12 protein-coding genes are annotated in these 14,299 nt (G+C 66.8%); 4 read left to right on the top strand and 8 right to left on the bottom strand.

What is annotated here, in order from left to right; genetic code table 11:
* Window positions 1–50: 50 nt before the first annotated feature.
* From RAM80_RS06190 to RAM80_RS06160, 7 genes are all read right to left on the bottom strand, one after another.
* Window positions 51–1,997 carry a response regulator gene (locus RAM80_RS06190; protein WP_416425347.1) on the bottom strand — a complete coding sequence of 649 codons (1,947 nt, stop codon included), beginning with the start codon at window positions 1,995–1,997 and terminating at the stop codon, window positions 51–53.
* Window positions 1,987–2,862, bottom strand: coding sequence for a sensor histidine kinase (locus tag RAM80_RS06185; RefSeq protein WP_416425346.1), 876 nt, complete (start codon window positions 2,860–2,862; stop codon window positions 1,987–1,989). Before RAM80_RS06185 ends, RAM80_RS06190 begins: the two co-directional genes overlap by 11 nt.
* Complete coding sequence (locus tag RAM80_RS06180) at window positions 2,855–3,877, bottom strand: ATP-binding protein (protein WP_416425345.1); 1,023 nt, start codon at window positions 3,875–3,877, stop codon at window positions 2,855–2,857. The genes RAM80_RS06185 and RAM80_RS06180 overlap by 8 nt, the downstream gene beginning before the upstream one ends.
* Window positions 3,868–4,272, bottom strand: coding sequence for an ATP-binding protein (locus RAM80_RS06175; RefSeq protein ID WP_416425344.1), 405 nt, complete (start codon window positions 4,270–4,272; stop codon window positions 3,868–3,870). Before RAM80_RS06175 ends, RAM80_RS06180 begins: the two co-directional genes overlap by 10 nt.
* Entirely contained in the window at window positions 4,269–4,631 is a 363-nt protein-coding gene (locus RAM80_RS06170) for an STAS domain-containing protein (RefSeq protein ID WP_416425343.1), read from the bottom strand. Before RAM80_RS06170 ends, RAM80_RS06175 begins: the two co-directional genes overlap by 4 nt.
* Before the next feature lie 4 nt (window positions 4,632–4,635).
* Entirely contained in the window at window positions 4,636–5,487 is an 852-nt protein-coding gene (locus tag RAM80_RS06165; RefSeq protein ID WP_416425342.1) for an STAS domain-containing protein, read from the bottom strand.
* Window positions 5,488–5,772: 285 nt separating this feature from the next.
* Window positions 5,773–7,194: an aldehyde dehydrogenase family protein gene (locus tag RAM80_RS06160; RefSeq protein WP_416425341.1), complete on the bottom strand. Its 1,422-nt coding sequence runs from the start codon at window positions 7,192–7,194 to the stop codon at window positions 5,773–5,775.
* A gap of 99 nt (window positions 7,195–7,293) precedes the next feature.
* On the opposite strand from RAM80_RS06160, the gene RAM80_RS06155 reads away from it, so the two are divergent.
* On the top strand, window positions 7,294–8,196 hold the full coding sequence (locus RAM80_RS06155) for a LysR family transcriptional regulator (RefSeq protein ID WP_416425340.1): 903 nt from the start codon (window positions 7,294–7,296) through the stop codon (window positions 8,194–8,196).
* Between the two features lie 24 nt (window positions 8,197–8,220).
* Here RAM80_RS06155 and RAM80_RS06150 read toward each other — a convergent pair whose 3' ends face one another.
* Window positions 8,221–8,847, bottom strand: coding sequence for a hypothetical protein (locus RAM80_RS06150; protein ID WP_416425339.1), 627 nt, complete (start codon window positions 8,845–8,847; stop codon window positions 8,221–8,223).
* A 1,638-nt stretch (window positions 8,848–10,485) separates the two neighbouring features.
* Between RAM80_RS06150 and RAM80_RS06145 the strand changes: the two genes are divergently transcribed.
* From RAM80_RS06145 to RAM80_RS06135, 3 genes are read left to right on the top strand one after another with little or no spacing between them, the layout of a single operon-like run.
* Window positions 10,486–11,067: a sugar dehydrogenase complex small subunit gene (locus RAM80_RS06145; protein ID WP_416425338.1), complete on the top strand. Its 582-nt coding sequence runs from the start codon at window positions 10,486–10,488 to the stop codon at window positions 11,065–11,067.
* The gene (locus RAM80_RS06140; RefSeq protein WP_416425337.1) at window positions 11,064–12,716 is read left to right on the top strand and encodes a GMC family oxidoreductase; all 1,653 of its coding nucleotides are present in this window, start codon (window positions 11,064–11,066) and stop codon (window positions 12,714–12,716) included. The genes RAM80_RS06145 and RAM80_RS06140 overlap by 4 nt, the downstream gene beginning before the upstream one ends.
* A gap of 4 nt (window positions 12,717–12,720) precedes the next feature.
* Window positions 12,721–14,151 carry a c-type cytochrome gene (locus RAM80_RS06135; protein ID WP_416425336.1) on the top strand — a complete coding sequence of 477 codons (1,431 nt, stop codon included), beginning with the start codon at window positions 12,721–12,723 and terminating at the stop codon, window positions 14,149–14,151.
* Window positions 14,152–14,299 lie beyond the last annotated feature (148 nt).

Genomic DNA, 14,299 nt, shown 5'->3' with positions numbered 1-14,299 from the left:
CCGCTGCTACGGGGGTTGCGGCGTAGCAGCTGCCGAAGGCTGCGTCCGGGTCAGGGGCGGGTGTCGATCATGCGCTGTACCTTGCCCACCAGGTCGCTGATCTGGAACGGCTTGATCACCAGGTCCATGCGCTCGCCGAGGAAATCCTGGCGGCTGACAGCGTCCTCGGCGTAGCCGGTCATGAACAGCACCGGCAACTCGGCGCGGTAGCGGCGGGCGATGTCGGCCAGGTCGCGGCCGTTCATCTGCGGCAGGCCGACGTCGGTCAGCAGCAGGTCGATGCTGCCATCCTCCTGCAACAGGCTCACGGCGTGGTGCACGTCGTCGGCCTGGGTGCAGCGGTAGCCGTTGTCTTCCAGCACCTCGGTGACGAACAGGCGCACGGCCGGCATGTCTTCGACGATCAGGATGTGCTCGCCACTGCCCGGCCGCGTCGGCAGCAGCGCCGGCAGGTCGGGGTGCTGGTTGGCCAGGCCGGCCGGCAGCAGCAGGGTGACCTCGGTGCCATGGCCGACCACGCTGCGAATCCGCGCGTCGCCCCCCGACTGGCGGGCAAAACCATAAATGGTCGACAACCCCAGCCCGGTGCCCTGGCCCAGCGGCTTGGTGGTGAAGAACGGGTCGAAGACCTTGCCGATCACCCCATGTTCGATGCCCACGCCGTCGTCCTGCACGCTCAGCACCACGTAGGCACCGTCGGCCAGTTTCATGTCGCCGTGGGAGTGGGCGGCGAAGGTGCTCAGGCGGATGTGCCCGCCCTGGGGCAGCGCGTCGCGGGCGTTGATCACCAGGTTGAGCACCGCGCTTTCCAGCTGGATGGGGTCGACGAGGGCGATGGCGGCCTTGCTGGTCAGCTCCAGGGTCAACTGCACCCGCTCGCCGATGGTGCGCCGCAGCAGGTCTTCCAGCGACAGGATGTGCTCGTTGACGTCGGTGGGGCGGGTGTCCAGCGGCTGCTGGCGGGCGAAGGCCAGCAGCCGGTGGGTCAGCGAAGCAGCGCTGGTGGCCGAGCCCAGGGCGGCGTCGGTGTAGCGCAGCACGGCGTCGCTGCGGCCTTCGCTGACGCGTTTCTTGATGAGCTCAAGGCCGGTGATGATGCCGGTCAGCAGGTTATTGAAGTCGTGGGCGATGCCGCCGGTGAGCTTGCCCAGGGCGTCCATCTTCTGCGCCTGCAGCAGCTGCGCCTCGGTGCGTGCGCGTTCGGCCACCTCCTTGGCCAGCTGGTCGTTGGCGCTGTCCAGTTCCTGGCGGTGCGAGCGTTCGCGCTGGCGGTGCTCGGTGACGTCCTCGATGAACACCAGGCTGTGGCCTGGGGTGCGGTACGGCGAGATCTGCCATTCGGTCTCGCGCAGCACGCCCTCCACCAACATGTTCAGGGTGCCGCGCCAGCGCTCGCCGATGGCCAGGCGCAGGCGCAGTTCGGCCAGCACCCCTTCCTGGTCAGGAGCGAAGCAGCCCTGCAGCTGTTCGTTGGTGCGGTTGTCCTGCACCAGGTCAGTGAAGGCCTGGTTGCATTCGATCACGTTCAGCGCCGCGTCCATCACCGCGATGGGCGCGCCGATGTTGACGAAAATCTCCCGGAACCGCGCCTCGCTCTCGCGCAGCGCGTGCTCGGTGTCGCGCACCCGCAGCAGGGTGCGCAGGGTGGCCAGGAGTACATCAGGGTCCACCGGGTGGGTCAGGTAGGCATCGGCGCCGTTGTCGAGGCCGGTGATGATGTCGCCGGTCTGGATCGACGCCGCCGACACGTGGATCACCGGCAGCAGCGCGGTGCGCGGTTCGGCGCGGAGCTGGCGAACGATGTCGAAGCCACTCATGTCCGGCAGGTTGACGTCCAGGATCGCCGCGTCGAACAGCTGCTCGGCCAGCAGCGCCAGGCCCTCGGTGCCGGTGCCGGCTTCAAGGATGCGGTAGCCGTGGCGCTCCAGGCGCCGGCGCAGGGCGTAGCGGGTGGCCGCGTTGTCATCGACGATCAGCAGGCAGCTGTCAGCCTTCATCGGGGGTGTCCTGGGCCAGGGCCAATGGGATGATCACGTAGAAGGTCGAGCCCACGCCCGGCTCGCTGGCGACGCCCACGCGCCCGCCCAGCAGCTCGGCGAAGCGCTTGCACAGTGACAGGCCCAGGCCGGTGCCGCGCAGGCGTTTCTGCAGCGGCGAGTCGACCTGGCTGAAGTCTTCGAACAGGGTGCCGTGCATTTCCGCGGGAATGCCGATACCGGTGTCGTTCACGGCGAAGCGTATCTCGTGCTCGTTCTCCAGGCTGGCCGACACCCGCACATGGCCGCGCTGGGTGAATTTCAGCGAGTTGGAGATGAAGTTGCGCAGGATCTGCGCCAGCTTCTTGTCGTCGCTGTACAGCCGCGGCAGGCCCACCGGCTCCTCGAACACCAGGTCCACCGCTGTGGCGTCGACGATGGGGCGGAACATGCCGCGCAGGGCCGAGAACAGGTCGAACATGTCGAACCAGGCCGGCGAGATGGTAATGCGCCCGGCTTCGATCTTGGCCAGGTCCAGCAGGTCGTCGACCATGTCGCTGAGCTCGCGGGCGGCGCCGCTGACGAAGGCCACCTGCTTGTGCTGCTCGGCGCTCAGCGGGCCGTCGAGTTCGTCCTTGAGCAGGCTGGTGATGCTCAGGATCGAGCCCAGGGGCGTGCGGAATTCGTGGCTCATGTACGACAGGAAGCGGCTTTTCAGGTCCGAGGCCTGGCGCAGTTGCTCGGCCTGGTTGTCCAGCTCCGCATACAACGCCAGCACGCCCTGGTTGGTCTCTTCCAGCTCGACCCGCAGGGCCTCGGCTTCGCGTTCCAGTTGCGCCACGCGCGCGGCCTGGGCGTTGGCGGCCAGGGAGGTGAGGTCAGGCATGGGGCATCTCCAGGTCTATGACCAGCACGGTGACGTCGTCTCTGCCGCGGCAGAAGTCACGGTGCAGCACCGTGGCAATCACGGCGGGGTGGCGGAAAATCAGGCCCGGGTAATCGTGCAGGTTCCAGCGCGATTGCAGGCCGTCGCTATACAGAATCAGGATATGGCCGCTGACCTGAGCATAGTCGAAGCTCTGTGCCTTGCGGAACTGGGCGCCGACGATGCCCGGGTGCGAGGCCAGGCCGCGGCTGCGGTCATGGCTGCGGCTGAGCAGGCTGGCACCGATGTTGCCGATGCCGATGAAGGCCAGGCGGTCGGCGCCCGGGTTGAACTGCGCCACGGCCACGGCGCCGCCGCGGCTGCCGGTCATGGCCTGGTGCAGGTCGTCCATCAGCAGCGTCGGGCTGGCGAACGGCGCCAGGGCGAAGGCGCGCACCCCGGCGCGGGCGGCGCGTTCGGCGTCCTCGCCGTGGCCCAGGCCGTCGATGACCAGGGCGCTGATGCCCTGTTCACCGATGTTGACCTGGAAGGCGTCGCCGCAGGCCGGGTCGTTGTGCAGCGAGTGCTGGGTGACGCCCACGGCCAGGTCGCGGGCCTTGTCGCCCCGGCAAAAGAAGCGCGCCAGCAGCACCGCGCCGCGGCTGTCGGCGTGCACGTCGAACACCTCGGCCTGGCGCGCCACGGCGCCCAGGCCAATGCCTTGGGTGCCGCCGGTGGAGTAGCCGTCGGTGAGGCAGGCGTGCACGTCGAAGCCGTTGCCGCGGTCCACGGCAATGGCTTCAAGGCCCTGGCCTTCGGGCCGGGGCAGGGTGCGCAGGTGCAGCTCGCCGTGGCTGGCGTGCTTGAGGATGTTGCTGCACAGCTCGGTCACCACCAGGGCCACGCGGCCGGCGTCGGCGTCGTCGAAGCCCAGGCGCTCGGCGAGCTTCTGGGCGGTGCGGCGGGCGTGGCCGATCTGGCTGCTGTCTTCGATCAGTAACACTTGAGTGATCGAACTCGGGAAGGTCAGGTCCATCGCGTGATGGTCACCCGTGTGCCCTTGCCCGGCGCGGTGTCCAGCTCGAAGTCGTCCACCAGGCGCTTGGCCCCGGTCAACCCCAGGCCCAGGCCGCTGCCCGAGGTCCAGCCGTCGGTCATGGCCAGCTTGATGTCGGCAATGCCCGGGCCTTCGTCGCGAAACACCAGGCGCAGGCCGGTGCGGTGGTTCTCTTCGACGATTTCCCAGTCCATGTCGCCGCCACCGCCGTAGACCATGGTGTTGCGCGCCAGCTCGCTGACCGCCGTCACCAGCTTGGTCAGGTCGATCAGGCGCATGCCGCAGTCCTGGGCCAGCTTGCGCGCGGTCTGGCGCGCCAATACCACGTCTTGCTCGATGCGAACCGGTTGGGTACCGCTGCTGAGCTGGGTCATTGCAGGTCCACTCGTTCGCGCAACAGCTTCATGCCGCGTTCCACGTTGAGGGCGGTGCTCACGCCGGGCAGGGTCAGGCCCAGTTCCACCAGGGTGATGGCCACGGCCGGTTGCATGCCCACCAGCACGGTCTCGGCGTCCATGATGCGTGACAGGCCAGAGATGGTGCCGATCATGCGGCCAATGAACGAATCGACGATGTCCAGCGCCGAGATGTCGATCAGCACGCCGCGCGCCGAGGTGCGGCTGATGCGCTCGGAGAGGTCGTCTTGCAGGGTAAGGGCGAGCTGGTCATGCATGTCGACCTGGATGGTCACCAGCAGGCAGTTGCCCATTTGCAGGATGGGGATGCGCTCCATGGGCTTATACCGCCTTGCTGACGGTCATGCCCAGGCGGCGCAGGGCCAGGGCCAGGGCGTCCGCCAGGTTGGCCTTGGTGACCACGCCTTGCAGGTCCAGGCCCAGGTGCACGATGGTCTGGGCAATTTGCGGGCGCACGCCGCTGATGATGCAGTCGGCGCCCATCAGGCGGATGGCGGTCACGGTTTTCAGCAGGTGCTGGGCCACCAGGGTGTCCACGGTGGGCACGCCGGTGATGTCGATAATGGCGATTTCCGACCCTGTGTCGACGATGCGCTGCAGCAGCGATTCCATCACCACCTGGGTGCGCTGGCTGTCCAGGGTGCCGATCATCGGCAGGGCCAGCACGCCTTCCCACAGCTTGACCACCGGCGTGGACAGCTCCAGCAGTTCTTCTTGCTGGCGCTTGATCACCGCCTCGCGGGACTTCTGGAAGGTGCGGATGGTGTGCAGGCCCAGGCCGTCCAGCAGCTGCGAGATCTCCCAGGTCTGCTCGGCGAGGGTGGCGGGGCTGTCTTCGTATTCACGCTGCAGCAGGGCAAACAGTGGGCCCTTGAGGGCGAAGATGAAGGTGGCGGTCTGCTGCGAGTCCTGGCCGGCCATGGCGCGGGTGTGGGAAAGCTTTTCGAGGAACTGGCGGGTGGCCTCCCAGTTGCCGGCGCCGAGGTTTTTCGAGTCGCCGTTCTGCGAACCGCTGACCAGCAGGCTGAGGAATTCGCCCTGCTGCTGGCGCACGTCCTCGTCCTTGAGATTGCGCGTCGCGCCGCTGGCTTCCTGTTCGCTGAACCACTGGGCCAGCAGCTCGGCGTGAGCCTTGTTGAGTGCGTCGAGGGTACGTTGCTGCAGTGCTGCCATGTCCATGTGCTCCAGAATGGTTTTTTCTTTTCGGTGGGCGCCGTGCGCCGCACTGATTATTAGTCAAACAGTGACAGTTGCGTGGGAAATTAGTTGTAGGGTACACAGAAAATTCCGTAGCAGCGCCCGAAGGGCGCGTCCTGGCCGCTGCGGCCCTCCAGGCACACCGCCGACGCGGCCTTTGTGGGAGCGGGCTCTGCCCGCGAAGGCCACACCGCACAGTACCTGATGTCGCGCGGCGCCCTTTTCGCGGGCAGAGCCCACTCCCACAGAAGACAGTTGCTGCTACAGGGCGGCGAGGATGGCCTTGGGTTCCAGGAAGGCCTCCAGGCCGTAGGTGCCGTATTCGCGGCCAATCCCCGACTGCTTGAACCCACCAAACGGTGCCGCCGGCTCATGCTCCAGGGTGTTCACCTGCACGCGCCCGGCCTCCAGGCGCGCGGCCACGGCGCGGGCACGCTGCGGGTCGGTGCCGAACACGTAGGCCTGCAGGCCGTAGACGGTGTCGTTGGCGATGCTGATCGCCTCTTCCAGGTCCCGGTAGGGAATGATCGCCAGCACCGGCCCGAAGATCTCCTCGCGGGCGATCACCATATGGTTATGCACGTCGCTGAACACTGTCGGGCGCACGAACCAGCCCGCGGCCACGCCATCGGGGCGGCCTTCGCCACCGGCGATCAACCGCGCCCCTTCGTCGAGGCCCTGGCGGATATAGCCCTGCACCCGCTGCCATTGCTTGCCGCTGACCATGGGGCCCACGCTGGTGTGCGGGTCGCGCGGGTCACCGGCCTGGATGCCGGCCACCTCGGCCTGCACCCTGGCCTCGAACTCGGCCAGCCGCGCGGCGGGCACCAGCAGGCGCGTGCCGGCGATGCAGGCCTGGCCGCTGTTCATGAAGCCGGCCTGTAGCGCCATGGGCACGGCGCTGTCGAAGTCGGCGTCGTCGAGGATCAGCACCGGCGACTTGCCGCCCAGCTCCAGGGTCACCCGTTTCAAGGTCTCGGCCCCGGCGCGGAGGATGCCCTTGCCCACGGCGGTGGAGCCGGTGAACGACAGCTTGGCCACGTCCGGGTGCGCGCTGATCTGCGCGCCCACCGTTTCGCCCCGGCCGGTGACAATGTTGAACACCCCGGGCGGCAGGCCCGCCTCGTGCAGCGCCTGGGTCACCACTTGGGTTTGCAGCGCGCTCAGCTCGCTGGGCTTGACCACCGCTGTGCAGCCGGCGGCCAGGGCGGCGGCCAGCTTGCCGCAGATAAAGCCGGCGTTGCTGTTCCAGGGCGTGATCAGCCCGGCCACGCCCAACGGTTGCATGATCACCTCGGCGCTGCCGGCGCGACGCTTGAACGGGTAGTCCTGCAGCACCTTGGTGGCTTCCAGCAGCACCTGGCTGGCGTGGCGGGCCATCCAGCGGCCGCGGGACACGGGGGCGCCGTACTCCAGGGTAATGGCCTCGAACAGTTCGTCTTCGCGGGCAGCGACGGCATGGTGCATGGCCATCAGCCAGTCGATGCGCTGCTGCCGGCTGGTCCGGGAAAACCCTGGGAAGGCCTGCTTGGCCGCCGCGATGGCGGTGCGCGCGTCCTCGGCGTCGGCCAGGCGCACGCGGCCCAGTAACTGCTCGGTGGACGGGTTGATCAGGTCGAACCATTCCTCGCCGTGCGGGGTGACGAACTGGCCATTGATGTAGATCGTGTCGATAAGGTGCATGGGGCGAAGTCCTGTGGGTTAGGTGCAACCACCATAGGCGCGGCGCATTGCCCGGACTAGCGGTACAATTGTGGATGAATCATTGAGTGAATCAGGACAATGAAAACCTCCGGCCTTGCCGAACTCGAAGCCGTGCTGGCCGTGGCCCGCCACCGCAGCTTCCGTGTTGCCGCCCAGGACCTGGGCCTGTCCACCTCGGCGCTCAGCTACGCGGTGGCCGGCCTGGAAGCGCGCCTGGGCGTGCGCCTGTTCAACCGCACCACGCGCAGTGTGTCGCTGTCCCAGGCGGGCGCGCAGTTCGTCGACAGCGTGGCGCCGGCGCTATCGACCATTCGTGACGCCATCGACCAGGCCGGCAGCCTGGGCGCCACGCCGTCCGGCACCCTGCGCCTGAACACCTCGGCGGGCGCGGCGCGGCAGGTGATGCCAGTGCTCATCGACTTCCTGCAGCGCTACCCGGCCATGCACCTGGACCTGGTGACCGAAGGGCGGCTGGTGGACATCGTCGCCGACGGCTTCGACGCCGGCATCCGCCTCAACGACATCGTGCCCCAGGACATGATCGCCGTGCCGTTCGGCGACCGGCAACGCTTTGCCGTGGTCGGCAGCCCGGCGTATTTCGCCCGCCACGCGGCACCCCGGACGCCGTTGGAACTCCATCAGCACCGCTGCATCCGCGCGCGCCTGCCCAGCGGCCTGCTGTATCACTGGGAGTTCGAGCGTTTCGGTGAAACCCTGCGCATCAACGGCGAGGGCGCCGTGACCCTGGATGAGCCGGAATTGATGTTGGCGGCAGCGCGGGCAGGGCTGGGCCTGGCCTACCTGACCGAATGGAACGTGGCCGCGGACCTGGCCGCCGGCACGCTGGTGCGGGTGCTGGAAGAGTGGACGCCACCGCTCGATGGCCTGTGCCTGTACTACCCGGGGCGGCGGCATGTGCCGGCGGGGCTGCGTGCGCTGATCCAGGTGATCCGCGAGCACGCGGAGGCGCGGCGGGCCTGAACTGCCCGGCCGCCGCGCACGGGGTCACGCCAGTTCGGACTTGATCATGGCGATCTTGGTGTTGATGTCCTGCTGCGCTACCTGGGCCTTTTCCTTGGTCAGGTCCGCCACCTTCTTGTCGACTTCGGCTTTTTGCTCCGGCGTCATGGCGTCGTACTCTTCCTTGGACACCCCGGTCAGCTGCTGGCGGGCTTTTTCCGCGTCGCTCTGGCTCATGTAGTCCGAGAACTCCTGGGCGGCGGAGGACGCGGTGGTGGTGCTGCTGCCCGACAGGTCGGAGGCGGCAATGGCCACGCTGGCCGAATTGGCCTGCGAGTCCGACGTGGCGGCGGTGCTGGTCGCCGTGCCGCTGTTGTCCGCTGCCGCCACGGCCGAAGCCACCGACGCCGTCGCCGCCTGGGTGGCGGTGGCGTCGTCGACGGTGCTGGCCATCGCTGCCTTCAGATTCACCATCATCCGGGCGAAGGCTTCGTCGTAGGAAGAGCTGTCGGTGCTGGACTGCGACGACGAATCGGTGCTGCTCGACGTTGCCGCTACCGGCGTGGCCGAGGTGGCGATCGTGGTGTATTGATCCGGCTGCTGCGACGACAGCGACGCAATGGCCGGCGTGACGGTTGTTGCGGTGGTGCGGTTGGTACTGTTGATAATCACCGTTCACCTCCTGTTGAGTGTAGGTGGTGGGGATTTACAGCAAGATGGGTGCCAGGGGCTGGGGCAGGGCGCAAAGGCCAATGAATACGGGGCTTGTGCTTGCGCGACGGGCATGCGAGCCGCCAAGTGGGGCGGCAGAAGCTGGCCGTTGCCGAACAGGGATTGCCGCCGGTGGGCCGCGCCAATCCTTCGTTATGCGCCAAAGGCTGCCAACGCCGATCCCAAAGCCCCTAGAACCAATACCACCGCCTCGGTTTTTCTGCGTGGGGAATACAGAGCGCTTGAAGCAAGCTGCCAACAAAAGCTGACCACCTCACGGGCTCATTTGCCAGGAAGGTATTGCTGGTAGGGTCAAGGAACAAAATCGATCCGTTGCGCGCGGTATTAAGCTGAACCATGCCCCAGAAAAACGTGACGCTTATGCTCAGCCAGTACCATCCGGTGGAGGCTTTGGGGCCTGACAGCACAATCGAGAGCCACCGGCAGCCTGCGAATCCTGCGATCGATAAAGTCAGGTAGAAGGCTGCCGTGATGAGTTCACTGCTTGTCACGTTCGTTAGCGCTCATAGGGAGCGGCCCACAGGGCAAGGCTGCTCAGGTTATGTCCTCCTTCGCTACTAAACGAAGGGTGGCGGCTGTGCGACAGTTTAGTAGACCGGGGATACTTCAGGAACCCAGCGCACACGAGGTGCCCTGCGCACAGCCACCATGACACGGAGGCATTTGCACTGAAGTCGCTCGGGCTACTAAACCCGGCCGCTGAAGGCAGCGGCGAGCGGAGAGTAGGAGTAGCAGTGGTTCAGTACAAGCGGCGAAATGTATCGGCGAATTTGAAATATCTTGTAAGTATTTCAATGCTGTAGGGTGATTATCGCAGACTTTGTGGGATGTTTCCTAGGCAGGGGTTGTTGCCTCTTGGCTGCGCTACTTATGTAGCGCCATACACCAAGGCTGGCGACACCAATCCCACAGGCCATGGCATGTTGCAACAAATGTAGATGCTGCCGCCAGGCTGCGTCGCGCCGCGCGGGCGGCGCTCGGTCTTGAGGGCGCCGGAGAGGCAATGGCATGCGCCTGGTGGCCTTGATGCAATTTTGCGACAGGCCGCCGGGCCCCCCGCAAAAGTCCGCGTAGCCGCTGCCATCAGGCTGCGCTGGCCCTGTGCCTCGCTGTAGATCTCCAGTGCACACCATGGCAGCAGCTACGGGACTGCGGTGTGGCGTGCAGGTGCATGTCTTGGGTGTTTTGGTGCGCTTGAGATCGAGCGCCGCCCGCGCGGCGCGACGCAGCCTGGCGGCAGCATCTACATTTGTTGCAACGTGCCATGGCCTGATGGATCGGCGTTGGTGGCCTTGGCGCATGGCCTAAGACCGAATGGCTGCAATTGTTACGCCTTTGAAAACAATGTTTTACCGAATGTGTAACCAAATCTTTCCTGGCCTGATGGCACTTTCCTATACACTCGCGACACTCTGCCGCACACAACCGCGCGGCAGCTGGCTGGATGCCACCTCACACCCCAAGGACGACCTGCCCGGAGACCCGTGCAGGTTTTTTTTGGTGTGTGTCTGAAACCGGTTTCAGACCAGATAAAACAGAGCTCGACGCAGCCGTGCACTGCCTGACAGGAAAAAAACCATGCAACCCCTTGATCCCGATCCTTCGCAACCTTCCCCGTGGCATGCGCCGCTCAAACGCCGCACCGTGCTCACCGCCCTGGCGGTGGCCGCCGTGCAGGCCGGCATGGCCAGCACCCTAGGCTGGTCGCCGCTGGCGCTGGCCGATGGGCCGGACGTGGACGCGCAAGGCTTCTTCACCTTGTCCCAGGTGCTGACCGGTTACGACGACCTCGACCCGCTGATTGCCGGGCGCATTGCCCGCGCGTTGATTGCCAGGCAGCCGGCCATGGCCGGTTCGCTGGCGGCGTTGTGCAAGCTGGCGGCCGTGCCGGCCAACCGTGACAGCGCCGAGGCGCTGCTGGCCTCGGCGAAGGGGATCAACGAGGGTGACGCCGCGCTGGCCGTGGTGGCTGCCTGGTTCAAGGGCACCGTTGGCCATGGCCAGGACGCGGTGCTGATCACTTACAAGGATGCGCTGATGTACCGCCCCGCCAGTGACGGGCTGATCGTGCCCACCTACTGCGGCAACGGCCCGCTGTGGTGGACCGCCGCTGTACCTGACGCGAACGCATCCATCTATGGCCCGAGGAACGCAGCATGAGAAAGCCCGTATTTGACGCCAATGGCGACGTGACCGCCGACGTGGTGGTGGTAGGTTCCGGCGTGGCCGGGGCGCTGATCGCCAACCAGCTGGTGGCCGAAGGGCACTCGGTGCTGATCCTCGAAGCGGGCCTGCGCATCCAGCGCGCCCAGGCCGTGGAGAACTGGCGCAACATGCCGTTCGACAACCGCATCGGCTCCGACTTCCAGGGCCTGTACCCGCAGGCCGAGCACGCGCCGGCGCCGCTGTACTTCCCGAAGAACAACTACGTGGGCCTCAGCGGCCCGAGCGGCAGCAGCTTCCAGCAGGGCTACCTGCGCACCCTGGGCGGCACCACCTGGCACTGGGCGGCGTCGTGCTGGCGCCACCTGCCGGTGGACATGCGCATGCAGTCCGAATACGGCGTGGGCCGCGACTGGCCCATCAGCTACGACGAGCTGGAACCCTATTACTGCCGCGCCGAGGAAGCCATGGGCGTGGCCGGCCCCAGCGACCCGGACATGCAGAGCCCGCGCGAGCGCAGCCAGCCATACCCCATGGACATGGTGCCGTGGGGCTACGGCGACAAGCGTTTCGCCGAAGTGGTCAACGCCCACGGCTACAAGCACATCCCCATTCCCCAGGGCCGCAGCACGCGCCCGTGGAAAGGCCGGCCGACCTGCTGTGGCAACAACAACTGCCAGCCGATCTGCCCGATCGGCGCCATGTACAACGCCATCCACACCATCGAGGAAGCCGAGCGCAACGGCGCCCTGGCACTGACCGAGGCGGTGGTCTACAAGATCGACACCGACGAGGGCAACCGCGTCACCGCCGTGCACTGGCTGAGCCCCGACGGCAAGTCCCACAAGGCCAGCGGCAAGGTCTTCGCCCTGGCCTGCAACGCCCTGGAAACCCCGCGCCTGTTGCTGCTGGCAGCCAACGAACGCAACCCCCACGGCATTGCCAACTCCTCCGACCAGGTGGGGCGCAACATGATGGACCACTCCGGCTTCCACTGCTCGTTCATTGCCAACGAGCCGCTGTGGATCGGCCGCGGCCCGGCGCAGAGCAGCTGCATCGTCGGCCCGCGTGACGGCGAGTTCCGCGCCAAGTACTCGGCCAACAAGATGATCCTCAACAACATCACCCAGGTCGCCAAGGCCACCGAGCAGGCCCTGGCCATGGGCCTGGTGGGCAAGGCGCTGGAGGCCGAGATTCGCCGCCGTTCCACCCACGGCGTCGACCTGTCGATCAGCCTGGAGCCGTTGCCGGACCCCAACAACCGCCTGACCCTGAGCACCACCCGCAAGGACCCCCACGGCCTGGCCTGCCCGGACATCTACTACGACGTCGGCGACTACGTGCGCAAGGGCGCGGAAGCGGCGCATGCGCAGCTGGAACACATCGGCAGCCTGTTCGGCGCCACCGAGTTCAACATCACCACCAGCCTCAACGCCAACAACCACATCATGGGCGGCACCATCATGGGCAAGGACCCGCGCGATTCGGTGGTGAACGGCGACTGCCGCACCCACGACCACGCCAACCTGTGGCTGCCCGGTGGCGGCGCCATGGCCTCGGCCAGCGTCGTCAACACCACCCTGACCATGGCGGCGCTGGCGATCAAGGCCGCCGACGACATGAGCAAAGCACTGGCGCGGGGTTGAGCGAATGACTTTCTCGATCAAAGCCCACCTGTTGGTGGCACTGCTGGCGGCCGGTGGCCTGGCCCAGGCTGAAGAAACCGTACCGGCGCCGGCGGTAACGCCGGTGGGCGGCGTGCTGTCCCAGGAAGAGCAGGGCCGCCGCCTGGCGGTGGCCGGCGACTGCATGGCCTGCCACACCGTGCCCGACAGCGGCAAATCGTTCGCCGGCGGCTACGCGATCAACTCGCCGTTCGGCTCGATCTACTCCACCAATATCACGCCGTCGAAGACTGCTGGCATCGGCCACTACACCGAGGCGCAGTTCGCCCACGCGGTGCGCGACGGCGTGCGCGCCGATGGCAGCTACCTGTACCCGGCCATGCCGTACACCTCGTACGTGCACATGAGCGACAGCGACGTGGCGGCCCTGTACGCCTACTTCATGCACGCGGTGCAGCCGGTGGACACCCCGGCGCCGACCACGGCGCTGAACTTCCCGTTCAACATTCGCCTGTCCATGGCCGGCTGGAACCTGCTGTTTCTCGACAGCCGCACCGCCACGCCAGCACCCATGCCCACCCCGGAACTGGTGCGCGGCGAGTACCTGACCAACACCCTGGAGCACTGCGGCGCCTGCCACACCCCGCGCAACCCGCTGATGGCCGAGATCAAGGACAAGGCCCTGTCCGGCGGCATGGTGGGCCCGTGGTACGCACCCAACATCACCTCCGACAAGGTCAGCGGCATCGGCGGCTGGAGCAACGACGAGCTGGTGCAGTACCTGCGCACCGGCCACGCCGAGGGCAAGAATCAGGCCGCCGGCGGCATGGCCGAAGCAGTGCAGAACAGCCTGCAGTTCCTGCCCGACAGCGACCTGGCGGCCATCGCCGCCTACCTGAAAAGCACCGCGCCGGTGCGCAGCGAAGGCGAAGTGCGCCCCGCCTACGAGTTCGGCGCCAAGCACAGCGGCGAAGACCAGGTGCGCGGCTTGGCACCCTCCAACGCCCATGACAGCGTGAACACCGGCGCCCAGCTGTACAGCGGCTACTGCGCCAGCTGCCACCAGCCGGGCGGGCAGGGCAGTGCCAACCAGGCCTACCCGTCGCTGTTCCACAACACCGCCACCGGCATGGCCAACTCGGCCAACCTGATCGCGGCGATTCTCTACGGCGTGGACCGCCAGGAGGCCGGGCACCACGTGCTGATGCCGCGCTTCGACGAGGTCAGCTACGTGGCGCAGTTGAACGACCAGCAGGTCGCCGACATCGCCAACTACGTGCTGCGCAACTTCGGCAACCCGTCCCACGAGATCAGCGCCCATGACGTGATGATTGCGCGCCAGGGCGGCGAGAAGCCGTTGCTGGCCGTGGTGCAGCCGTACATTGTGCCGGCGATGGTGATTGCGGTGCTGGTGCTGCTGGGCCTGATAGTCCTTTGGCGCCGCCGCAATCGTTGATTCCGAACCAACCGCAATCCCGTAGCCGCTGCCGCAGGCTGCGCTGGCCCCACGCCACGCTGGAGATGTGCAGCGTAAACGATGGCCAGCGCAGCCTGGCGGCAGCGGCTACGGGGTCCGTGTTGTGTATTATCCAGATGCCAACCCC

Source organism: Pseudomonas sp. App30 (assembly GCF_047947025.1).
GTDB lineage: Bacteria > Pseudomonadota > Gammaproteobacteria > Pseudomonadales > Pseudomonadaceae > Aquipseudomonas.
This window is presented reverse-complemented; position numbering and strand designations above follow the sequence as displayed.